Source organism: Pseudoramibacter alactolyticus ATCC 23263 (assembly GCF_000185505.1).
Lineage (GTDB): Bacteria > Bacillota > Clostridia > Eubacteriales > Eubacteriaceae > Pseudoramibacter > Pseudoramibacter alactolyticus.
Genome location: NZ_GL622359.1, coordinates 349,958 through 372,465 on the forward strand (window position 1 = coordinate 349,958; position 22,508 = coordinate 372,465).

Annotated in this window: 26 protein-coding genes and 1 riboswitch; of the genes, 16 read left to right on the forward strand and 10 right to left on the reverse strand. The window is 50.4% G+C overall.

Going from position 1 to position 22,508, the window contains the following annotated elements:
* The first annotated feature begins 34 nt into the window (after window positions 1–34).
* The 7 genes from HMPREF0721_RS01665 (at window position 35) to ribH (ending at window position 5,610) form a co-directional block, all read left to right on the forward strand.
* On the forward strand, window positions 35–385 hold the full coding sequence (locus HMPREF0721_RS01665) for a hypothetical protein (RefSeq protein ID WP_006597791.1): 351 nt from the start codon (window positions 35–37) through the stop codon (window positions 383–385).
* A 136-nt stretch (window positions 386–521) separates the two neighbouring features.
* Window positions 522–1,088 carry a hypothetical protein gene (locus HMPREF0721_RS01670; protein ID WP_006597792.1) on the forward strand — a complete coding sequence of 189 codons (567 nt, stop codon included), beginning with the start codon at window positions 522–524 and terminating at the stop codon, window positions 1,086–1,088.
* Window positions 1,089–1,153: 65 nt separating this feature from the next.
* Window positions 1,154–1,690, forward strand: coding sequence for an NAD(+) diphosphatase (locus HMPREF0721_RS01675; RefSeq protein WP_006597793.1), 537 nt, complete (start codon window positions 1,154–1,156; stop codon window positions 1,688–1,690).
* Between the two features lie 103 nt (window positions 1,691–1,793).
* A riboswitch (FMN riboswitch) is annotated at window positions 1,794–1,910 on the forward strand.
* 122 nt (window positions 1,911–2,032) lie between these two features.
* The gene (ribD, locus tag HMPREF0721_RS01680; RefSeq protein ID WP_006597794.1) at window positions 2,033–3,157 is read left to right on the forward strand and encodes a bifunctional diaminohydroxyphosphoribosylaminopyrimidine deaminase/5-amino-6-(5-phosphoribosylamino)uracil reductase RibD; all 1,125 of its coding nucleotides are present in this window, start codon (window positions 2,033–2,035) and stop codon (window positions 3,155–3,157) included.
* A gap of 24 nt (window positions 3,158–3,181) precedes the next feature.
* A complete protein-coding gene (locus HMPREF0721_RS01685; protein WP_006597795.1) occupies window positions 3,182–3,826 on the forward strand; it encodes a riboflavin synthase in 645 nt (214 codons plus the stop codon).
* Between the two features lie 24 nt (window positions 3,827–3,850).
* Entirely contained in the window at window positions 3,851–5,110 is a 1,260-nt protein-coding gene (locus tag HMPREF0721_RS01690; RefSeq protein WP_006597796.1) for a bifunctional 3,4-dihydroxy-2-butanone-4-phosphate synthase/GTP cyclohydrolase II, read from the forward strand.
* A gap of 35 nt (window positions 5,111–5,145) precedes the next feature.
* A complete protein-coding gene (gene ribH, locus HMPREF0721_RS01695) occupies window positions 5,146–5,610 on the forward strand; it encodes a 6,7-dimethyl-8-ribityllumazine synthase (RefSeq protein WP_006597797.1) in 465 nt (154 codons plus the stop codon).
* Here the strand turns inward: ribH and HMPREF0721_RS01700 are convergent.
* From HMPREF0721_RS01700 to thrC, 4 genes are all read right to left on the reverse strand, one after another.
* Window positions 5,607–6,263, reverse strand: coding sequence for an HAD family hydrolase (locus HMPREF0721_RS01700; protein ID WP_006597798.1), 657 nt, complete (start codon window positions 6,261–6,263; stop codon window positions 5,607–5,609). The genes ribH and HMPREF0721_RS01700 overlap by 4 nt on opposite strands.
* Before the next feature lie 95 nt (window positions 6,264–6,358).
* Window positions 6,359–7,231: a phosphoribosylaminoimidazolesuccinocarboxamide synthase gene (locus tag HMPREF0721_RS01705; RefSeq protein ID WP_040639831.1), complete on the reverse strand. Its 873-nt coding sequence runs from the start codon at window positions 7,229–7,231 to the stop codon at window positions 6,359–6,361.
* Window positions 7,232–7,426: 195 nt separating this feature from the next.
* A complete protein-coding gene (gene thrB, locus HMPREF0721_RS01710) occupies window positions 7,427–8,350 on the reverse strand; it encodes a homoserine kinase (protein WP_006597800.1) in 924 nt (307 codons plus the stop codon).
* Window positions 8,347–9,858, reverse strand: coding sequence for a threonine synthase (gene thrC / locus HMPREF0721_RS01715; RefSeq protein WP_006597801.1), 1,512 nt, complete (start codon window positions 9,856–9,858; stop codon window positions 8,347–8,349). Before thrC ends, thrB begins: the two co-directional genes overlap by 4 nt.
* 377 nt (window positions 9,859–10,235) lie before the next feature.
* Between thrC and HMPREF0721_RS01720 the strand changes: the two genes are divergently transcribed.
* Window positions 10,236–11,480 carry a homoserine dehydrogenase gene (locus tag HMPREF0721_RS01720; RefSeq protein WP_006597802.1) on the forward strand — a complete coding sequence of 415 codons (1,245 nt, stop codon included), beginning with the start codon at window positions 10,236–10,238 and terminating at the stop codon, window positions 11,478–11,480.
* 23 nt (window positions 11,481–11,503) lie between these two features.
* Window positions 11,504–12,715, forward strand: coding sequence for an aspartate kinase (locus tag HMPREF0721_RS01725; protein ID WP_006597803.1), 1,212 nt, complete (start codon window positions 11,504–11,506; stop codon window positions 12,713–12,715).
* A gap of 70 nt (window positions 12,716–12,785) precedes the next feature.
* Here the strand turns inward: HMPREF0721_RS01725 and thyX are convergent, their stop codons facing one another.
* On the reverse strand, window positions 12,786–13,571 hold the full coding sequence (gene thyX / locus HMPREF0721_RS01730; RefSeq protein ID WP_006597804.1) for an FAD-dependent thymidylate synthase: 786 nt from the start codon (window positions 13,569–13,571) through the stop codon (window positions 12,786–12,788).
* Window positions 13,572–13,690: 119 nt separating this feature from the next.
* Here thyX and HMPREF0721_RS01735 point away from each other — a divergent pair, with 119 nt between their 5' ends.
* From HMPREF0721_RS01735 to HMPREF0721_RS11700, 5 genes are all read left to right on the forward strand, one after another.
* Entirely contained in the window at window positions 13,691–14,296 is a 606-nt protein-coding gene (locus HMPREF0721_RS01735) for a M48 family metallopeptidase (RefSeq protein WP_006597805.1), read from the forward strand.
* 205 nt (window positions 14,297–14,501) lie between these two features.
* On the forward strand, window positions 14,502–14,717 hold the full coding sequence (locus tag HMPREF0721_RS12755; RefSeq protein WP_242821877.1) for a DUF1097 domain-containing protein: 216 nt from the start codon (window positions 14,502–14,504) through the stop codon (window positions 14,715–14,717).
* A gap of 525 nt (window positions 14,718–15,242) precedes the next feature.
* Window positions 15,243–16,196: a 3-hydroxyacyl-CoA dehydrogenase gene (locus HMPREF0721_RS01745; protein ID WP_040639833.1), complete on the forward strand. Its 954-nt coding sequence runs from the start codon at window positions 15,243–15,245 to the stop codon at window positions 16,194–16,196.
* Between the two features lie 37 nt (window positions 16,197–16,233).
* Window positions 16,234–16,803, forward strand: coding sequence for a nitroreductase family protein (locus tag HMPREF0721_RS01750; RefSeq protein ID WP_006597809.1), 570 nt, complete (start codon window positions 16,234–16,236; stop codon window positions 16,801–16,803).
* Between the two features lie 51 nt (window positions 16,804–16,854).
* The gene (locus tag HMPREF0721_RS11700) at window positions 16,855–17,121 is read left to right on the forward strand and encodes a hypothetical protein (protein ID WP_156788671.1); all 267 of its coding nucleotides are present in this window, start codon (window positions 16,855–16,857) and stop codon (window positions 17,119–17,121) included.
* A gap of 480 nt (window positions 17,122–17,601) precedes the next feature.
* On the opposite strand, the gene HMPREF0721_RS01760 is transcribed toward HMPREF0721_RS11700, so the two are convergent.
* The 5 genes from HMPREF0721_RS01760 to HMPREF0721_RS01780 form a co-directional block, all read right to left on the reverse strand.
* A complete protein-coding gene (locus tag HMPREF0721_RS01760) occupies window positions 17,602–17,850 on the reverse strand; it encodes an FAD-dependent oxidoreductase (RefSeq protein WP_006597811.1) in 249 nt (82 codons plus the stop codon).
* Window positions 17,828–18,085 (reverse strand): hypothetical protein, encoded by a 258-nt coding sequence (locus tag HMPREF0721_RS12055; RefSeq protein WP_169310192.1) that lies wholly within the window; start codon window positions 18,083–18,085, stop codon window positions 17,828–17,830. The genes HMPREF0721_RS01760 and HMPREF0721_RS12055 overlap by 23 nt, the downstream gene beginning before the upstream one ends.
* Before the next feature lie 229 nt (window positions 18,086–18,314).
* On the reverse strand, window positions 18,315–18,773 hold the full coding sequence (locus HMPREF0721_RS01770; protein ID WP_006597813.1) for a hypothetical protein: 459 nt from the start codon (window positions 18,771–18,773) through the stop codon (window positions 18,315–18,317).
* Window positions 18,770–20,149 (reverse strand): Y-family DNA polymerase, encoded by a 1,380-nt coding sequence (locus tag HMPREF0721_RS01775; RefSeq protein ID WP_006597814.1) that lies wholly within the window; start codon window positions 20,147–20,149, stop codon window positions 18,770–18,772. The genes HMPREF0721_RS01770 and HMPREF0721_RS01775 overlap by 4 nt, the downstream gene beginning before the upstream one ends.
* Before the next feature lie 230 nt (window positions 20,150–20,379).
* On the reverse strand, window positions 20,380–20,655 hold the full coding sequence (locus HMPREF0721_RS01780; RefSeq protein ID WP_006597816.1) for a metal-sensing transcriptional repressor: 276 nt from the start codon (window positions 20,653–20,655) through the stop codon (window positions 20,380–20,382).
* A 156-nt stretch (window positions 20,656–20,811) separates the two neighbouring features.
* Between HMPREF0721_RS01780 and radC the strand changes: the two genes are divergently transcribed.
* Window positions 20,812–21,519: a RadC family protein gene (gene radC, locus HMPREF0721_RS01785; RefSeq protein ID WP_242821840.1), complete on the forward strand. Its 708-nt coding sequence runs from the start codon at window positions 20,812–20,814 to the stop codon at window positions 21,517–21,519.
* Window positions 21,520–21,637: 118 nt separating this feature from the next.
* Window positions 21,638–22,501: an RluA family pseudouridine synthase gene (locus HMPREF0721_RS01790; protein WP_006597818.1), complete on the forward strand. Its 864-nt coding sequence runs from the start codon at window positions 21,638–21,640 to the stop codon at window positions 22,499–22,501.
* Window positions 22,502–22,508 lie beyond the last annotated feature (7 nt).

The window sequence follows — 22,508 nt, forward strand, 5'->3', positions numbered from 1 at the left end:
GGCAGAACACTGAGCGGAGAAGAGAGGAATTCCCATGGACGAATTGGCGAAGGGCATTCAGGTCGCAAAGGGACAATTGACGGCGATGCTCAGCGGAAAAGCGCAGATTGAAACATTAATGCCAGCATTGCAAGCCGTGACGGACACGCTGGCGGCCGTATCGGAAGAGGGCATTTTATCGTTGGCGCTGCCGCCACGTCTCGAGCGCGAGCTGGTCGCTCAAAAAATTCTCTTCCCCTTGATGACAGGGCGTCGGCGGGAACCATTGCGCGCAGTTGGAACGGTGATTTTGTATGAATGCTGTGTCGATTTAAAAATCGATGATCAATATGAGAAATGGCGAATAAGATTCGAGGAGATCCTGGCCCAGTTGATCCCCGATTAGGCAACAGCCAAGCTTTAAATAAAAGCTAATAAATATGTGATATTTGAAGAAAGGTTTGACAGTGTTTTGGGCTAACGATATAATAGGTGCGCCTAAAGACGACGCAGTTTGAGACTGCAGATAAGAAGGGGAAATCATGTTAGTAGAACATACAAAAAAACACCTTGGGGATGCGTTTGTCATGCCCGAACCAGAGGATTACGGTGCACCGATTGATACCTCGGACATCAATGATTTTGTGGCGATGGTGGAAAAAGCCTTCGCACCTTTGGAAGCTTGGTATGTCGGAGAAGAAGTTGATGATCTCCAGGCGCTGATTCAAAATCAGAAGACCCAATACGAGCAGGCCAGCGAGCCTTACCGTAAATTGATTAAAAAAGCCTATCTTTGGAATCAGGAAATGGAAGCAGCGGCGAGACGGACAAAGGTTTACGGCAATCCGGAAAGGGATGACGCCAAGCAATCCCACGATCGCATGATCCATGGACAAATCCAGTATGCGATTTTCCGGGTGAACTACTGTACGGAGCGCATTCTGACAGCGGCCCACAAAGCGCAGAAAAGTTTTAAAGGATTGGCTGTTAACACGCAAAAAATGACCGAATCCGGACGGGATCCCAGAGATATCGCATGGAACAAGCTGACCGAAATGGACACATCCCAACGCCGGGGGATCGGCTCGTTTAAGCAGCAGAAGAAATGAATGGGACCTCCTGCGGGAGGTTTTTATTTGCACATTTTTAGAATCGTGTAGGAGACATTACTTTTATGAGCGTTCCACAGATGACCCATTGTATGGCCTGCGGCACAGAATTGATGCATCGTTATCTAAAAGGGGAGGGAATTGTCCCTTATTGTCCCCAATGTCACGATTTCCGCTTTCCGGTGTTTAATACGGCGGTCAGCATGATCGTACTCAACGAACATAAAGATCAGGTGCTTTTGATCAAACAATACGGACGGGATGCTTATATATTGGTGGCGGGTTACGTTTCCCGGGGCGAGGATGTTGAAGTCACGGTCAGACGTGAGGTGATGGAAGAGATGGGGCTTGAGGTTAAAGCGTTGCGCTTTAATCACAGTCATTTTTTTGAACCGACCAATACGCTGATGCTTAATTTTACGGTGGTGGTCGGCGGCGAAAAGCCCCGGCCGAATTGGGAAATTGACGATTACGATTGGTTTTCTATCGCTGAGGCCAGAAAAAATATTTTAAGTCCCAGTTTAGCCAAGGATTTTTTGGTCGGCTATTTGGATGGTGTTTATGCGTTTGCATCGACAAAGAATATGCTCAAGATCCATTAGGTTTTCTTGCGGGCGTTAAAATAATTCAACTGAAACTATTGACACGGTATGGCCTTTGCGTTATGCTTGTTATTGTAATAACAATGATGCCCGAAAGGGCAGATCATATCTTCAGGGTGGGGTGCAATTCCCAATCGGCGGTTAAAGTCCGCGAGCCGAAAGGCATGAACCGGTGTGATTCCGGTACCGACGGTTATAGTCCGGATGGAAGAAGATGATTATTTTTTAATTCAAACGAAACACCCTGTTAGGATGCAGGGTGTTTTTCTTTGCAAAAAATCCTGTATCGGAAGACTGCGGCATTGACGGATTTGAGAAAGGAGCGACAATGCATTGACATCAGTGAAGTGGAAAGGCACAAAAGCGGAAAAAGCACAAGCCGAAGCGTTTATGCGCCGCGCGCTGGCTTTGGCCAGGCAGGGCATGGGGCACACGTCGCCGAACCCGATGGTGGGGTGTGTGGTGGTTCAAAACGGCGTGGTCGTTGCAGAGGGATATCATGAGCGTGTCGGTGGCTATCATGCTGAGCGCAATGCCCTGACGCACTGCGAAAAAGATTTATCAGATGCCGATCTTTATGTGACGCTGGAGCCCTGCTGCCATTATGGCAAGACCCCGCCTTGCACAGAAATCATCATTGAGCGAGGCATCGGCCGGGTGTTTGTCGGCTCGCTGGATGTGAATCCCAAAGTGGCCGGCAGGGGTGTGAAAATTTTGGAAGCCGCCGGCATCGAGGTGGTCACCGGGATTCTTGAAACAAAATGCCGAAAACTCAACGAGGTTTTTTATCATTATATGACGATGCGGACGCCTTTTGTGGTCAGTAAATACGCAATGACCCTCGACGGCAAAATCGCCTGCGCCTCTGGGGATGCGAAGTGGGTCAGCGGCGAAGCTTCCCGCGCTCAGGTCCAGCGCATGCGCAAACAATATTCGGGCATCATGGTGGGGATCGGCACGGTGATGGCCGACGATCCTATGCTCAATTGCCGGATTGAAGCCGGCGTCGATCCGGTGCGCATCGTCTGCGATTCAAATCTGCACATACCGCTTGCCAGCCGCATCGTGCAGACGGCCGGCGATATCCCGGTGATTGTGGCTTGCACAGAAACAGCGGCGGCATCGGCAAAAGCGACGGCGCTGCAGGCGGCCGGCGTGACGGTTTTGCCGGCCGGCGATGGCACTCGCGTGGATTTGAATATACTGATGCGCCTTTTGGGCCGACGGGAAATCGACAGCGTGCTGCTTGAGGGAGGAGCGACCCTCAACGCGGCAGCTTTTGAGGCCGGCGTGGTGAATAAAGTCGTGGCGTTTATCGCGCCGAAACTGGTCGGCGGCGCGGCAGCGCCCCCGCCGGTGGGGGGCGCCGGCATCCCGTGCATGGCGGATGCCATCGTTTTGACATCGGTGGAGACCGGCCGTTGCGGTGACGATCTTTGGGTATCGGGCTATCCGGACGGCCATTAGCATGTGTAGAAAAGGGGCAAAGTGATGTTTACCGGACTTGTGGAAGAAGTGGGCAGGATCAGCCGGATTCAGCCGGGAGCGAAATCCTGTATTTTAACCGTCGATTGCCAGACGGTGCTGGAAGACACGGCAGTGGGCGACAGCATTATGACGAGCGGCGTCTGCCTGACGGTGACGCGGATGGATGGCCATTCGTTCACCGCGGATGTGATGTCGGAGACGCTGAACCGCAGCGCGCTGAAAAGCCTGAAGATTGGTTCTGCGGTGAATTTGGAGCGGGCAATGCCGGCGGACGGACGCTTTGGCGGGCATATGGTGGCCGGTCATATCGACGATACCGGTATGATCACAGCGATCAGGCAGGACGATAACGCGGTGTGGTACACTGTGGCGGCACCGCCTGCGGTGCTGCGCTATATCATTGCGAAGGGCTCCATCGCCATGGACGGTATCAGCCTGACCGTGGCGCAGGTCGACGATAAAGGCTTCGCGGTTTCCGTGATTCCCCATACCCGGGAAGTAACGGCGCTCGCCGATAAAAAGACAGGCGATGCGGTGAACCTGGAATGCGACATGGTGGGTAAATACATCGAAAAACTCATGATGCCGGAAGCGGCGCCGGAGGTCCAGAGTATTACCAAGGCATTTTTAATGAAAAACGGATTTTAAAACAAATTTAGAAAGGACAGCAAAATGGCGAAGACGATTGGAACCATTGAACAGGCGTTGGAAGATTTGAGACAGGGGAAAATCATCCTCTGTATTGACGACCCGGATCGGGAAAACGAGGGCGATATGATCTGCGCCGCGGAATTTGCGACCAAAGAAAATGTGAACCGAATGGCCAGTGATGCCAAAGGGCTCATCTGCATGCCCATGAGTGCCCAATGGTGCCGCAAGTTGGATCTGCCCCAGATGGTGGACGAAAATACCGATAATCACAGTACGGCGTTTACCATTTCTATCGATCATGTGGACACGACGACGGGGATTTCCGCGGCGGAGCGTTCCTTCACGGCGCTTGAAACCGTGGCGGACGACGTTAAGCCCGAAAATTTCAGACGGCCGGGGCATATGTTCCCCCTGCAGGCCCGCAAGGGCGGGGTGCTGGCCCGCAGCGGCCATACCGAAGCGACCGTGGATCTGATGAAGCTGGCCGGACTCAAGCCGGTGGGGCTGTGCTGCGAGATCATGCGGGATGACGGCGAGATGATGCGCACCCAGGAGCTGCTCGATTTTGCGGAGGCGCGGGATCTCACGGTGATCACCATTGCCGATCTGATTAAATACCGGGTGAAAAACGACAGCATTGTCCGCCGGGAAGCGGAAGCCAAACTGCCCACAAAATATGGCAAGTTTAAAATCATGGGCTACCGCAATCTCATTAACGGCGATCATCACGTGGCATTAGTGATGGGGGATGTGGCCGACGGCGAACCGGTGCTGTGCCGGGTACATTCCGAATGCCTGACCGGTGACGTATTCGGCTCGTTTCGCTGCGATTGCGGCGATCAGCTGCATCAGGCCATGCGCCAGATCGCGGCCGAAGGCCGGGGCATTTTGCTCTATCTGCGCCAGGAAGGCCGGGGCATCGGGCTGATCAATAAAATCAAGGCCTATGATCTGCAGGAACAAGGTTACGATACGGTGGAAGCCAATGTGATGCTGGGCTTCCCGCCGGATATGCGGGATTACGGCGTCGGTGCACAGATTCTTCGAGATATCGGAGCGAGACGGCTGCGTCTGCTCACCAACAATCCAACGAAAATCACCGGTCTTTCGGGCTATGGCATCACGATCGAGGAGCGGGTACCGATTCAGATCGACGCTCAGCAATACGATTACGATTATTTGATGACCAAACAGGAAAAGATGGACCATATGACGCATTATGGTTGCAGTCACGATCATCATGTGCACGAATTTAGCGCGGAACAGAAAACGGAAAAGTAAAATTCAAATCAATTATAAAGATAAAGGAGCGAATCATGAGAAAATTAGAAGGAAAAGTTGTTGCAAAGCAAGTTAAGATTGGCATTGTCGCTGCGCGGTTTAACGAATTTATCGTTTCGAAGCTCGTCAGCGGGGCGCAGGACGCGCTGATTCGTCACGGGGTGAACGACGACGACATTGACATTGCTTGGGTGCCCGGCGCGTTTGAAATTCCGCTGATCGCGCAGAAAATGGCCGAAACGGAAAAATACGATGCAGTGATCTGCCTGGGAGCGGTGATTCGCGGCGCAACCAGCCATTATGACTATGTGTGCAACGAAGCGAGCAAGGGCATTGCCCAGGTGGGACTTAAGGCCGGGATTCCGGTGCTCTTTGGCGTGATCACCACGGAAAACATCGAACAGGCTATCGAACGCGCGGGCACCAAGGCCGGCAACAAGGGCTACGACGTGGCCTGCTCGGCGATTGAAATGATCAATTTGATCGAAACCATCGGCTAATCAAAAAGGGCGATCACTTCGTCCGCTCTGTTTAAAAGCGTCAGTGCCCGGCAGGCAACGGCGGGTTCCGGGATTTTGAGATCCGGGATACCCACCACGGGAATGCCTGCCCGAGCGGCGGCAAGAATGCCGTTTTCCGAATCTTCCAGCACCATGGCGGCTTCGGGGCTGACGTTTTTTCGCGTGCAGCAGGCCAGAAAAATTTCCGGATCCGGTTTAGCGCGGTTGATTTGATTGCCGGCCACCACAAAATCAAAATAGGGCAGCAGTCCGCTTTGCTCGAGATAAAACAAGGCATGCTCCCGGGGGGTAGCCGTCGCGACGCAGCAGGGGACGTGATGATTTTGCAGCCAGCGGAGGAGTTCTGGGATGCCGGGTTTCACCGGCGGACCGTCCTGGGCGACGGCCTTGGCGACGCGTTCCCGGGTTTCGGCGCTGATGCGGTCGGCTGGATAATCGGGGCCGTAAATCCGATGCAGTCTTCGGTTGAGGGCGCTGCCGGAAGTGCCGAGGGTGCTGACGTAATCAGATTTTTTTTGCGTGTAGCCATAGCGCGCCATTACGATGGCTTTTTGGGCCATAAACAGCCGTTCGGTATCGAAAATCAGCCCATCCATATCGAAGATCATGAGCTGAGGCAGGGGGTAAGTCATGCGGGGCTCCTTATTTTTAGAGATGCGGCGGTAAAAAATCCTGCCGAATCAACAGGATTGTGATTTTGAAGCTGCGAATAGTCGGCCGATAGCAGTCAGACAATGTCCCGATCGGTCAGCAGCTTATAGGCTTCTTTGTATTTGGCGATGGTTTTATTGATGACATCCTGCGGCAGGCTGTAGTCGCTGTCCGGGTTGGCCTTGAGCCAGTCGCGGACGAATTGCTTGTCGAAGGAGGGCTGGGGTTTGCCGGACTCATAGCCTTCGAGGGGCCAGAAACGGCTGCTGTCCGGCGTGAGCATTTCGTCGCCGATGATGAGGTTGCCTGTTTCGTCGATACCGAATTCAAATTTGGTATCGGCAATGATGATGCCGTGGCTCAGGGCGTAATCGGCGCATTTTTGGTAGAGCGCCAGAGTATTGTCGCGCAGCGCTTCGGCATAGGCCCTGCCCTTGCCGGGAAAGTGTTTTTCCAGCACGTCGATGCTCTGTTCGAAAGAGATGTTTTCGTCGTGATTGCCCAGATCCGCTTTGGTGCTCGGTGTGTAAATGGGTTCCGACAGTTTGTCGCATTCCCTGAGACCTCCCGGAAGTTTGATGCCGCAGACCGTGCCGTCCTTCTGGTAGCTGTTCCAGCCGCTGCCGGTGATGTAACCGCGGACAATGCATTCGATGGGGAGCATGGTCAGCTTTTTGCAGAGCATGCTGTTGCCGTCAAAATTTTCGTTTTGGAAAAATGCAGGCATATCCGCCACATCGACGGAGATCATGTGATTGGGCAGCACGTCTTTGGTATAGTCAAACCAGAATTTGGACATCTGAGTTAAGACCGTTCCTTTTTTGACGATTTTGTTTTTTAAGATGACGTCAAAGGCGGAGATACGATCGGTTGCGACCATGACGAGGCTGTCGCCAATATCATAAATTTCCCGCACCTTGCCTTTTTTAACCGGCTGGTATTCCTTCATGATTCCCTCCTGAAAATTAAAATGTCCCATAAGATTTTTTTATTATACCAGAAAAAAATCGGCTGCACTATGAAAAGACGAATGAATTTTTTAAAACACACGAAGAGCCGTCAAACGGGTAAAAATAAAGGAGCGCCGGCAAAGTGCGCATCAAAAAAAGCACGCGGGAGGCGTGCTTTTAAAAACGGTGAAAATTTATTTGAAGATTACGGTGGTGCCGTTGTTGTCTGGATCGAGATCGTAAAGCTGCCAGTGGGGTTCCCGCCGCGCGAGGAAGCGGCGCATGTGCTCCGAGAAGGCGGACAGATTGCTTTTGGGCGTGATGGCGAGCAGCGTCGGACCAGCGCCGCTGATGCATACGCCGAGAGCGCCGTAGCTTTTGGCGGCCTGGCACACCGCGTCGTAGGAGCGGATCAGGTGCTTTCGGTAGGGCTGGTGCAATTTGTCCGCCATGCTGTGTTTGAGCACATCCGGCCGCCCTTCGGTCAGGGCGAGGTAGGTCATCGTTGCGTGGGCTACGTTAAAGACGCCGTCGGTGCGGTCGATCTGATCCGGCAGCGCCGCGCGGGCTTCTTTGGTGGGAAGCTCAAAATCAGGAATGATCAGATGGAAGGCAAAACAGTCAGCCACCGATTTTTTGATGTAGTCATTGTGGCCGTTTTCTCCGATGGCGCATACCAGCCCGCCGAAAAAAGCCGGAGCGATGTTGTCCGGATGGCCTTCCATGGCGACGGCCATGTCGAAGAGTTCCGCTTCATTCAAAGGGCTGCCGCAGAGGGCATTGGCGCCGACGAGTCCGCCGACGATGCAGGTCGCGGAGGAACCGAGTCCTCGGCTGACCGGCACATCGGTTTTTGTGTACAGATAGAGGCCGCGGGGAGAATAATGCACCTGTTTAAAAACCTTCTGCATGGCTTTATACACCAGGTTGGATTTGCCCTGGTATTTGCGGGGAACGCCGCGGATGGTGAGCTTGCCGTCGTTTTTTGCCTGAAAAGTGAAGGTGTTGTAGAGATTAAAGGCCATGCCGAAGGCGTCAAATCCGGGGCCGATGTTCGCCGAGGTGCCTGGCACGCGGACCATCACCGACCGTTCTTCTGATGGAATGTTTTTATTCATTGTGCGTTCTCCGAAAGGCGGCTCAAAAAGGCGGAGAGGGCATCGGACATATCGGATTTGGTGCAGACGTGATCGTGCTGATTGGGGCGACTTTCCAGACCGGCCAGCGGCGCGGGAATGGGCACTCCCGTTTGATCAGCCAGCGCATCCAACACGGCGAAGTCGTTCATATCCGCCGGAATGCGGCCAAAGATGCTTTCGTACACGTGGTGGGCAAATTTATAGGGGCTGGCGGTGGAAAGCACCACGGCGGGGGTGGTGTCGCCGGTGGTCAAGCGGTAATTATCATAAACCCGGCTGGCCACGGCGGTGTGGGGGTCCATCAAGTAACCGTGGTCCCTGAACATGGCTTTGATGGCCGATGCGGTGGCCTTTTCGTCGGCACAGCCGCCCCAGAAGCGGGCGTCAATTTTGTCGCGTATGGCCTGGGGGATGGTGTAGATGCCGTTCATACTCAATGCCTGCATCTGGCCGGCCACAAAATCGGTGTCGTCGGAAAGATCGTAGAGCAGACGCTCGAGATTGCTCGAAATTAAAATATCCATCGACGGCGACATGGTTTTATAAAAGGGGCGGTTGCGGTTGTAGTCGCCGGTCTTAAAAAAGTCCGTCAGCACGCGGTTGGCGTTGGAGGCACAGATCAAACGCCCGACGGGCAGTCCGATAAGCGATGCGTAATAACCGGCCAGAATATCGCCGAAGTTGCCGGTGGGCACAACAAAGTTGACAGCATCGCCCAAAGCGATGGCGCCGCGTTTAATCAATTCGCCGTAGCTATAGAAATAATAGATCACCTGGGGCAGCAGCCGGCCGATGTTGATGGAATTGGCTGAAGTCAGTTGAAACCCTTTGGCTTGAAGATCCCGGTTAAAAGCCGTATCCGAAAAAATGCGCTTCACACCATTTTGCGTGTCGTCAAAATTGCCGTCGACGCCAACCACACAGGTGTTTTGGCCCGTTTGGGTGAGCATTTGCTTTTCCTGAATCGTCGAGACGCCGTCTTTGGGGTAATAAACGATGATATCGATGTCCGGAACATCAGCGAAGCCTGAAAGGGCAGCCTTGCCGGTATCACCAGAAGTTGCCGTGAGGATCACCACTTCGCGGTTGATATTTTGGATACGCATGGCTGTTGTCATGAAGTGGGGCAGAATGGTTAATGCCATATCTTTAAAGGCACAGGTGGGCCCGTGATAAAGTTCGAGAAAATAGCGATCGGCAGCCCGATGGACGGCCACGGGTGCATTCCCTTCAAAAAGACCGGTTTCATAGGCTTGGGTCACACAGTGGCGGATTTGGTCCTCAGAAAAATCATCGAGAAAAAGATTGAAAATCTCACAGGCCAAATCACTGTAGTTCATGTCGGTGATCGCTGAAAGATCGATTGATTTTTCATGAATAAAAGACGGAACAAAAAGGCCGCCATCTGCGGCAAGGCCTGAGATAATTGCCTGAGATGCAGAAATATTTTGTTGTCCGCCGCGGGTGCTGATGTACTTTTGATTCATATTGCCTCCGATGGTAATAAATCTGATGGGTCGATGCCTGGTGTCGTTCAGAATAAGATCATGTCAGGATGCAATCACGGACAGGTGCTTTTAAAGATTAAAGGTGCGTCATCGAGGGGAAGAAAAGCACGGGGGAAGCCATAGATCAATATCAAGATCGAAATTTTGAAGAACTATGAAAAATAATGAAAGTCTTATGAAATCCCAAGAGTTAGTGATTGCGGTTCTCACTTCTATATGATAAAATGTTTTTCACCGAATTACAAGAAAATTTTCGTTTGCATTTTTTTACATTATGTTGATATCGAGGGGATATCAAACGAAATAGGTATCGGAAATGGTCTTGGACCATGAAATTTTGAAGCGAGGTAAGAGGCGTGAAAATTGCGTTATTAGGTTTCGGAACGATCGGGACGGGTGTTTACGAGCTGATCAATCTGAATAAGGGCCGGTTTTCTAACAACTTGGATGAACCCGTGGTCATCTCCAAAATTTTGGACAAAGATCCTAACAAACACGTGGATCCGTCAGATCAGGTGTGCAAGATTGTAACGGATCCGGCGCTGATCATGGATGATCCTGAAATTCAGATCGTTATTTCCCTGCTTGGCGGCATGGATTTCGAGTATAAAATGATCAAGGCGGCGCTGGAGCACGGTAAAAATGTGGTGACGGCCAGCAAAGCGGTGCTCTCGGAATATTTTGATGAGCTGACCGGTATTGCAGCCGAGAAGAATGTATTTTTGCGCTACGAAGCAGCCGTCGGTGGCGGAATTCCCATCATCGGCAGTTTAAAAGAAGAACTTAAAATCAACCGCATCGACGAAATCAAAGGAATTCTCAACGGGACCACCAACTATATTTTGTCGAATATGACAGAAAATGGCGCCGATTTTGATGATACTCTCAAAAAAGCGCAGCAGATCGGCTTCGCCGAGGCAGATCCCACAGCGGATATTGAAGGTTACGACGTTTCTCGCAAACTGGCGATTCTCTCGACATTGGCCTATGGCGGTGTGGTTCGTGACGAAGACATCAAGAAGCGTGGTCTTTCCGATGTATCGGCCATCGATGTGGAAATGGCCGGCGATATGGGCTATACCATCAAATATCTGGGGCACTCCAAATTGGTCAATAAAAACCAGGTTTATACCACTGTTGAGCCAGTGCTTTTCTCTAAAGAATCGATGATGAGCAATGTTAATTCGGAGTTTAATATCATTTCGATTAAAGGGGATATCATCGGGGAACTGCAGTTTTACGGCAAGGGTGCGGGCAAAGATGCGACGGCTAATGCTGTGGTCGGTGACGCCCTTTATATTATCAATTGCTTGAAGGAAGATCGGGAACCTCCTTATAAAAAGTTGGATAAAAAATTGCATAAAATGGGCAACTCCGGATTTTCGGGGCGTTATTATCTGCGGGTGAATATCGCAGACAATGATGAATTAGCTTTTGTCATGTCGGTGATGGACGCTGACAAAGGCCGGGAAAATATTGTTATTTCCGATGAAGCGATTTTCTATACTACGTCGACCATTCAGGCTGATGTGTTTGACGGTCTGGTGGATCGCATCAAAGAATGTGTCAGCGATGTGTTCTATGCGCGCATTTATGAATAGAAGTCGGAATAATCGGAAATAAGATGAAAGATTTAATCGTTCAGAAATATGGCGGGACATCGGTCGGTTCGGTTGAAAGAATAAAAATGGTGGCGCAGCGAATCGTTCACGGCGTGGATAATGGCAAGAAAATGATCGTCGTTGTATCAGCGATGGGCAAACGCACGGATGAACTTGTCAGCATGGCTCAGGCCATCAACGAAAGTCCGCCGAGCCGGGAACTGGATGTGCTGATGGCGACCGGCGAACAGGAAAGCATTGCGCTGTTAGCGATGGCCATTCAGGCGATTGGTTACACGGTAATTTCACTGACTGGCGCGCAATGCGGCATCCGCACTTCGGATGTGCACCGTAAAGCGCGGATTGAAGGTATTGACACCGAACGTCTTGAACGGGAGCTGAGGGCTCATCAGGTGGTGATTGTCGCGGGGTTTCAGGGTATTGACGAAAATGACGAAGTGACGACACTTGGCCGCGGCGGCTCCGACACCTCAGCGGTGGCATTGGCTGCAGCCATGAGAGCCGAACGTTGTGAAATCTACACCGATGTGGATGGGGTTTACAATGCCGACCCACGTGTGGTGCCGGGCGCTCGGAAAATCGATCAGATTTCTTACGCAGAAGTTTTGGAAATGGCTGATCTTGGTGCGGGTGTGCTGCACACAAGATCGGTTGAGTTGGCAGAGAAATACAAATTGCCGCTGGTCGTGCGGTCCAGTTTTAACGAGAATAGAGGAACCATTATCAAGGAGGACGTTAATCAAATGGAAAAGGTATTGGTCAGGGGGATTGCCCTTGATGAAAACATCGCAAAGATTTCAATTTTGGAAGTGCCGGATAAACCGGGGATTGCTTTTCGGCTGTTCACCTCGTTGGCGGTTGCCAATATTCACGTGGATATGATCGTGCAGAACGTCAACCGGACGGCGGTTAACGATATTTCGTTCACGGTGAACGTGGACGAATTGCAGGATGCGGTGGAAGTCTCCCAGAAGTTCGCCTTTGAAGTGGGCGCCCAGAAGGTTGAATTCGATCAGGGCGTGGCCAAGCTTTCGGTGGTGGGCACCGGGGTGGTGGCCAATGCAGAAATTGCCAGCAAGTTTTTTGAATCCCTTTATGAACTGGGCATCAATATTCTGACGATCTCCACCTCGGAAATCAAACTCAGTTGCCTGATCGACAAAGACCGGGCGAAGGAAGCGATGATTCACATTCACAAAAAATTTGAAATGTAAACACCAATAAAAAACATCCTGACGAAAATTCATCGGGATGTTTTTTTGTGTGCAAATACGGAGCGTGCTCTTATGGATTGGCCTTGTGAAGGGCGGCAAAGTGGGCGCGGACGCCTTGAATATCGCCACAGTACATATTGCCCTCCGGGCAAGGGCCATTCAGACAAGAAGGGCCGGCGTTTTTGAACAGCGTGGGAGCGACTTCCTTCACCAGCAAAAGCATCTGAGTCGCGCATTCACGGATTTCCCACTGGGCGCGGTTGCAACAGCGATGGTTGAAAAAGTGAAGCAGTTCCCGGGCGTTCATCGTCATGACAATTTTGGTTTCACAGCCGTTGGGCAGCACATAACGCGCGTCTTCGATGGCTTTTTTTTCTGCCTTGCGGGCCGCCTCATCCTCGGAGAGCCCTTCGGCTAAAAAGGTTTTAAGATGCGCGGCTTTTAAGGTGTCGGTCAATTCATCATAGGCGGCCTGGTCGTCAGCCATGGCCGTAAGGTAGCGCGCTTTGGCCGCGGGGATCGCGGCGATTTCCGGCGGCACGATGTAATCAAATTGGCCCTCGGTGACATAGCGCTGGGATTTTTGACTGTAACTGGCCAGGCGGTGGCGCACCAGCTGATGGGTCAGGGAGCGGCTGACACCCTCAATGCCGAAGGTGAAGCTGACGTGCTCCACCGGGGACAGGTGGCCGTAGTTGGACAGTCGGTTTAAAAAGCTCTGGACTTTATCAGGCGTTTGGTTCGCCATAAGTTCGGGGATGCCGGAAGATGAATAACAAAGTTTGGCTGCCGCTGCGATGACCTTTTCCGGGTCCGGGGTGTGGGTGAGCAGGCTGACTTTTAAAGTGCTTTCCATATGAGTACCTCCTTGATGCGTTTGGTGCCAAACGCTGATCAATTCATTTTGAAGCGGGCAGCGTCTGGAACGCGAACCGCCGATAAGTCAAATTATTATATCACAGTGACAAGAAAATCGTGCGCTTGTCGATAAATTTCAGCTATAATATCTTAATAGAGAGGCAGGACGATATGAACAACAGCCAATTAAGACAGCCGGTGATGCCTGAACACTGCAAGGATTATCACTTTGTAACCGGGGAAAAGCATAAATATCTGGGCCGGTACTACACTTTGGTGGTGCAGCCGATTGGGGACGGCGAGGTTCCGCAGGTAGCGCTGCGCGGAGAATATCTTTATTTATCGGCCAAGGAACCCGCCGACATTGCAGCCAACGCCGGCATTTTGGATACCTGGTATCAGAAACAGGCGGAGGCAGTGTTCACGCCGATTGTGGCGGAAGCGGTGGTGAAGGCCATCCCCTATAATCACAAGCGTTTGCCGCAATTGCGCATTTATCGGATGGATAATCAGTGGGGAGCCTGTAATCCGAAAACCGGCGTGTTGATTTTGAACCTCGAGCTCATCAAAGTGCCGGAGGCTTGCATCGCCTTTGTCGCCCAGCACGAGGTGCTGCATCTGAGTTTTCCCAGCCACAACAATGCATTTTTCTCAGCGCTTAAAACGTTGATGCCCAACTGGATGGAACGAGAAAAAACGCTGAGAACCCTTTATCCGATTTAAAGGACCAGAAGGCGAGCAGTCTGTTTCACGATTAAAGCAGACTGTTTTTTATGGGCAAAGCGAAAATCGTTATAATATAATGAATGGGATTGAATTGACAAGAAGGAGAAATCAAAATGGAAGCAGGATTTATTTATCAACAGCCATTGGCAGCGATGTGGTGTGCGGCCTTTGGATGGGTTTGTGCACCTGGGCAGCCTCGGGGATGCTCGTGGGATGGACCGGATTCGTGGGCTGCACCGCCTATTTTGCTTCTGGCGGCAGTCGTGGTGGCTTCATTCGATCGGTTTGCAGCAACTACGCCGGCGTGGCCATCGGCAGCGCCATTTTGTCTTTGGGCAATTTAAGCTCCAACGGCCCGATTTTCAGCGCACTGTGCAGCGGTTTTTTCACCGGTGTCATTTGTTACCTGGCCCACTGACCAAGGTGGTTGTTTGCGCTTTTACGGGCGGCTTCTCGACATTTGCTTCCGACGGCAATTGGCAGATGCTTTTACTTTGCCTGATGCTCGGCAACTTTGTGGGGCTGGGGAGCGATTATCTCGGCCGCTGGGTATTCGGGCGGTTTTTTAAAGGCCGTAGCGATAAAACCGACTGGACGATTTTTAAATTTTTGGACGTGAAATCAAAAGAAGAGTGGGCGCTGTTGATATTGAAAGAATTTAAGAAGAAAAAATTTTATCAAAGCTCCGAGAAGGGGCTTTTTAATTGCGATTATTTTTGTAGCTCGCAGCAGAAATTTTTTTGTGACGCGATGGAAAATGTAGGCTCTTTTTTGCGAAAAGACAATTCAAACTAAAAATAATTTTACAAAAAATAGTTGACAACAATTTATTTGGATGCTAATATAAAAGCACCAAAGGATGAACAACTCAATCCAACAGAGTTCTAAAAAAATTTCAGTGAATTTTCAGTTAATTCGAATTTCGTTAATAAGGAGATATAAGATGAACATTCAAAAAATTGTTGTCGCTGGCGGTGGCGTTCTCGGCAGTCAAATTGCATTTCAATCTGCTTACTGCGGTTTTGACGTAACCGTCTGGCTGCGCTCAGACGCATCCATCGGACGCTCTCAGCCGAAAATTGATCGTCTGCATCAAATTTATCTGGCAGAACTGGCGGAAGCCAAAAATCAGATCGGCAGCAGCCATGCCAGCTTTTCCCGGGGCTTGATTGCGGATTCGGAAAAGCTGACACTCGATAAAATTGTCGAATTAGAGGCAGCGGCGGAAGCGGCTTACCAGAATTTGAAGCTGACCACAGATCTCGCGGAAGCCGTTAAAGATGTCGATTTGATCATCGAAAGTATGGCGGAAAACCCGGAAGCAAAACAAGACTTCTATAAAAAACTCTCGCCGTTATTAGCGGATAAAACCATTGTGGCCACTAACTCTTCCTCGATGGTGCCCAGTCAATTCAGAGATTTTGTGAAAAATCCCCAGCGCTATTTGGCCATTCACTTTGCCAACAATATCTGGCGCAGCAATACGGCAGAAATTATGGGGCATGACGGAACCAATCAGGCCGCCTTTGATGCAGCGGTTGACTTTGCAGAGGCGATCAACATGGTGCCGCTAAAGGTGTTAAAAGAGCAGCCGGGCTATATTCTGAATTCCATGCTGATCCCCTTCCTGAATGCCGGTGAAAGCTTGCTGGCCAACGGTGTGAGCGATCCTGAAACGATTGATTTGGCTTGGCGTTTGGGAACGGGCAGCCCTCTCGGGCCTTTTCAGATTTTGGATATCATCGGTTTGACAACAGCCTACAATGTGATGATGAACTATCCGGATGCCTCGGATCCGCAGTCGACCCATGGGAAGATCGTTGCCATCCTTAAATCGTATATCGACGAAGGTAAGCTCGGCATCAATGCCGGCGAAGGTTTCTATCAATATCGCTAAAAAATTATAAAATAATCGTAAATATGGAGGATAAAAAATGAGTATTGTTGATGCAGTGAAAAAACGGCGCTCCGTTTATGATCTGAATAAAAAACTGCCGGTGCTGGAAGACCAGATAGTGAAGCTGATCTGCGATTTAACCGAATTGGTTCCGGATGCCTTTAATATGAAAAGTCAGCAGGTGGTCGTGGCGCTTAGCGACAAACAAAACGCCCTGTGGGACACGATTGATGATGCGTTTGGCGGCAAGGTCGCCAGAGAAAAGATCGACGGCTTCAAGGCCGCTGCCGGCACCGTGCTCTATTTCTATGATGAAGCCGTCGTGAAAAAATACCAGGAAGATTTTCCGCTTTATGCTGTGAACTTTCCGATTTGGGCGCAGCAATCCAATGGGATGCTGCAGTTTTCGATCTGGGCAGGACTTCGAGAATTAGGCATCGGCGCCAATGTGCAGCATTATAATCCGGTGATTGACAACGCCGTGAAAAAATTGTTCAATGTGCCGGAAAATTTCGTACTGGTTGCCCAAATGCCCTTTGGCGGCATCAGCTCTGAACCGGCTCCAAAAGAAAAAGAAGATATCGGGAAACGGGTTAAATTAGCATAAGATGATTTCCCTTCCGCTAAAAATAAAATAACAATCAAACAAAAATGCCGGTTGGATTTCGAACTGAATTTCCAACCGGCATTTTTTCTGATTAATGAGAGGCATTTATGGCGGCTCGTTAAAAGCTTCGCACGTCGTGGAATGGGTGAAGATCATATCCCGCAGCGTGGTGTAAGGCAGATGCGCATCCGTCATGATCTTGATAATATTGATGATTTCGTGATATTCGGCGCAGAAGAGGTGGGTTCCGAGAATCTGATCGTCATTCGCTTGCCCTTGGGAATGGCAGCGGCCGGCAAGGTCATCACGCGGATGTGATATCCTTTGAATCTGGCCTGTGCCTCGCTGTCGCCGATGCGGGAGAAAGGCGGATCGAGGAAAGTGGTGTAGGGAATGGCGCCGCGATTTTCGGTGGTGCGGTTGCCATTGCCGTTTAGATGACCGAAGACAATACGAAAATCATCCAGGGAAAGATAGGTGAACTGCATACCGCCGCGGCATCGTCGACTGCATAGCTATGGGCAACGTTGGTTTGCAGATGTGCGTTCATCATGATGGCACCGCGCGTCGGTTTGAACGCCAGTGTTTTCGAGGGTGCGTCCATCGGTATTAGGCCGGCGTCCGGTAGCAATCAAAATGGCATCGGCAGAAAGCTCGGAAGTCCCATCAGGTATCGAAAGGTTTAACGCGGCGGCCGCCTCGCGGTCGTGAATAGCCAGCACATCCATGCTTTCAAGAAGGGCAAAACGGCCGTGGATGCCGTCGGCGATTTCCCGGTCTTCCCGGGGCAGAAAAGTATCACCGCGTTGAATGATCGTCGAAATTGGTGAAAATGGACGCGAATTCCAAACCGATATAACCGATGATGACGATAATCGGGTGCTTGGGCAGGACCGCCAGATCCAGCAGGGCATCGCTGGTGAAAACGCGGTTGCTTTCAGCAAGGCCCGGAATCGGCGGCACGACAGACTGGGATCCGGTGTTGATCACAATGGTCTCCCCGAAAATACGTTTTTCCTGACCATCAGCAAAGCGCAGGACGAACATGTTCATCTTCAAAGGATGCCTGGGCGTGAATGATATCATCACCGGCACCGGTCATTTTGTCGTGGTTTTTCTGACGCGGGGCACGGATCGGTTGATCTTTATCGGTGATAGTCTTTTGATAAAAAGCCGGGGGATCCTGTTCAGTGGCAGAATGAGCATGGTTTTCAAGAAATTTCGTGGGAATACAGGCGACATTGATACCAGGTGTCGCCGTCGCGGCGATCGTCTTTTTCAATTAAAGCAACGGACTGACCGGCTGATGCCGATTTGGCGGTTAAGGTTTTGCCGGCCCAATTGCAATAAGTTTTTATCTTGTCATAATCCTTCGGAAATAGCAATTAAAAGCATATTAGAATGCTTTTAATATGAGATTTAAGCAAAATAAGCACGCCGAAGAGCGTGCTGCAAGTTAAATTTAAATTGAATTGGAAAATACAGGCGATTGGAGAAGGTTAAAGTGGATTTTATATTGCGGTTGCACCGTCGGCAAAATCAATCGCGTAGAGATAATCGAGGGGAACGGCGTCTTTTCCGTCGAGCGTTATGGTGTGCTGAACAGGATCAATGGCGGCGAGTTTTCCGGTTTGTTCTGCTGTTATTCCGCGATCGGGCAAATCCGAATCGGGAATAAAGTAGATAAGTTTTAATATCGGGGATTGCCCGTCGCTTAAAAGTGAACAAAGGTGCTGCAAACGGCGATTGATGGTCAGGCGTTCCTCATCGGCGAGCAAGCGCAGCGGTGCTGTGCGCCCTTTTTTGTGCGCCAGTGCCTGATCGTAGCCTTTTAAAGCGGCAAAAGGAGCGAAAATCTTGGCGCGACGGCAGATGGTCATCGGCGGATGACGGCGGGAAAAAGCATCGCTGTCATGTCGGGGACGGGTAGCCTCTAAAGGATAAATGCCGGTGTGAGATGCTTTTTTCATGCGTGGTGGCCTCCGATTTCTGCATTGCGCGCCAAAGTGGTGGCGTGCTTTTGAAGATCCATGGCTTTAAAAACAGCACTTTTGCCATATCGTCTGCGAAGGGTGTTCAGGGTTTTTTGCAATTTTAGATCCTGGGAATCATTGTCGGGATCGTCAAAAAAGCTAAGCTGATGAGGGGTAGTCTTGGCCTGAGAAACGCGATTGGCGGTGACCATTAATCGTTTAATGGTTAAGTCGGGATTGGCGATGCGTTCGTACAAAGCGAGGGTTTGACGGATGATCAGATCGGAACGGCAGGTTGGCGATGCAAAGTGGGTCGTACCATGTGCGTGCTTAGGAACACGCCGGCCATAACGATCGATATGGATTTCCCCGCGATAGCGCCCAGAGTCAACCGATTCCCGGTCATATCCCAAATCGATGGTAACGCCTTCTGCTAAAAGTGATTGATCCACAAGGTCGAGCACCAAAGCTTCCGCCATTTCCCGAAGGATCAGGGCGGCTTCTTCATAGCGATAGGGATGCTGGAGTACCTGACCGGAGCCAAGGGAACGGCTCGTTGGGTGATAGTGTTTGATATCGGACAAGGTACAGGGTTCAATGCCCCAAGCGTGATCGATGAGAATTTCCGCGTCGATGCCGAAATGCCGGTAGAGGGATTCCTCGTCGGTGAAGGAACGCGCGGCAATATCCCCCATGGTGAATAATCGTTGGGATTGGAGTTTCTGAAGCGTCCCGGGACCAATGCGCCAGAAATCGGTCAGCGGCTGATAATCCCATAATTTTTCGCGGTAACTGCGCTCATCTAAAGCTGCGATGCGCACGCCATCGCCATTCGGTGAAACATGCTTGGCCACGATATCCATCGCGATCTTTGCCAGATAAAGGTTGGTGCCGATACCGGCGGTGGCGGTGATACCGGTGGTCTGCAGGATATCGCGGATGATGCGCATGGCCAGTTCACGAGCTGTTAAACCGTAAGTTTTTAAATAAGGCGTCACGTCGATAAAAACTTCATTAATCGAATAAACGTGGATATCCTCCGGCGCGATATACTGAAGATAAATGGCATAAATATCAGCGGAGACCTGGATATAATGGGCCATCTGCGGCGGTTCAATGATAAAGGGAATGGCCCGGCCAGTGCGCCGGGAAAGGCGATCTAACCGCTGACGCACCTCGAAGAGACGGGGGCGTCCGGGAACGCCGAGGGCCTCTAATGCCGGTGAAACGGCCAGACAAATTGTTTTGTCGGTCCGGTTTTTGTTGGCGACCACCAATCTCGTTTTGAGCGGATCAAGGCCTCGGTCCACACAGGCGACCGAGGCATAAAAGGATTTAAGATCGATGCAAAGGTATTGTGGCTGTGTTGTCATGGCATCCCCCCCCAATAAAGTTCTTTATATAGAAATATATTATCATAAAAAATAATAAAAAGAAAAAATATTTTTGAATTTTAGTTTGGTGTGCAGTGGAAATCCGAATGCGCGTCGGGGGATGGATGAATCGCTTAAAAGAAATCGGAAAGGAACGAACGAATCGCCACGGCGGTTTAGAAAATAAGCCATAAAAAATCCACCTTGAAAGTGGATTGCCATGGTTAAAATTATTTCATGTTGGCAAAGCGTTCCACGGCTTTGGCAAAACTGGCAATGGTTTTGTCCGCATCGCCATGTTCGATGCCATCGCGCACGCAATGATGAAGATGCCCTTCCAAAACAACCTGACCGACCTTGTGTGTGGCAGATTTGACTGCGTTGATCTGGGCAAGGATGTCTTCGCAAGGGATGTCTTCGTCAATCATGCGGTCGATGGCCTGAACCTGACCGATAATTTTTTTTAAACGTCTGTGCAAATTTTCGGAGTCCATGCACTGTTTCATGTTATCACCACCATATCTCGTCAATGTTTTGAATTATTATATCATTTAAGGGAAAGGATGCAAGCACCGGGATTTAAGGCTTGGGATTAAAAGTTGTCGCGGTATTTGGCGCATGCTATAATAAATAATAAATTGGCTGAAAGGCTGAGAGGAAAAATGAAAATGCACATGACGATTCGGGAGATGGCAGCAGATGACAAACCCAGAGAAAAAATGATGGCGCATGGCGCGAAGACCATGAGCAGCGCAGAGCTTATCGCCATCATTATCGGTTCAGGCGAGCGTCGGGTGACCGCGGTGGATCTGGCGCGGAAATTGCTCCATGCCTATGACGATGATTTGAATCGTTTGTATCAGGCGTCGGTTTCAGAATTGTGCAACGATCAGGTGCTCAAGGGTATTGGCGTGGCTAAGGCCTGTAAAATCAAAGCAGCTCTGGAATTGGGGCACCGTATTCAGCGCCGACCTGATCATTTTCCCGTGGTTAAGAATCCGGACGATGTCGCCGCGTTTTTAAATGAGGTCATTTGGGACATCAGACGAGAACATTTTTTTGTTTTATTGCTGGACACCAAGCATAAAATTTTTAAAGCCGAGGAAGTCTCTGTCGGGACGCTCAATAGTTCTCTGGTGCATCCGCGGGAAGTTTTTTATCCGGCGATACGTCAAAGCGCTTCTGCAATTATTTTGGCGCACAATCACCCATCCGGGGATGTGACGCCGAGCGAGGAAGATCTGGCGCTGACGAATCGGTTAGTTCAGGTCGGCGAGATCATGGGCATTCCGATTCTTGATCATTTTATCGTTGGAGGTACGGTTTCTGCCGATTATTTTAGTTTTAAGCAAACCGGTTATATGGCATGAGTAGTTTTAATTTTTTTTGAAAATGAATTGATTTAACCGAGGCTTTACCATAAAATTAAATACTGTGAATAATAAAGGAATTAATTACTATCATTACGAAAACCAATGTGAAGAAGTAATGCCGCTGCGCGTTTATCTGCAGAAAATTCAGGGATACTCTAGTCGCATTTTGCGCCGAATCATTCGAGACGGCCGACTAATGATCAATGGAAAAGACCGCTGGCTTGTGGATGATGTTCACCGTGGCGACACGATAGAAGTGATGCTTCCAAGGGAATCTGTCGATGTGCGGCCGGTTCGGGGGATCGTGGATATTATCTACGAGGATGATGAAATTCTGGCAGTGAATAAGGATGCCGGATTGGTCACCCATCCGACCAAAAGTCATCAGTTGGATACGCTGGGGAATTTAGTGGCCGGTTATTTTGAATCGACTGGGCAGTACGCAAAAGTGCGGTTTGTGACACGGCTTGACAGTGATACCTCCGGGGTGATTGTGATTGCAAAGAACAAATATATTCATCATTATTTGCAATCTCACCAGTTAATTCCAAAACCGGAGAAGCGCTATCTTGCTTTTGTTAATGGTTGCCCGGAGGAAATGGTCGGCACCATTGATTTGCCCATCGGCAGGGCAGAAGATGGTATCCATCGCTGTGTCATGCCGGAGGGGAAACCTTCAATCACACATTACCGTGTGGTCGAGACCTTTCCCGAACAAAAGGCTTCGGCGATTGCGCTGCGATTAGAGACAGGAAGAACCCATCAGATTCGGGTGCATCTGGCCACAATAGGCTGCCCGATTATTGGCGATTCGCTTTACAATACGACGGCGGACGGGGCTTACGGCATTCGACGGACGGCTTTACATGCGCGATCGATTGCATTATCCCTTCCGAAAACCGGGCAGCATATTTTATATGCGCCTTTAAAATCAGATTTGGTTAACCTGCAGCACCAATTGCGGGGCAATTGTGAATAAGAGAAGA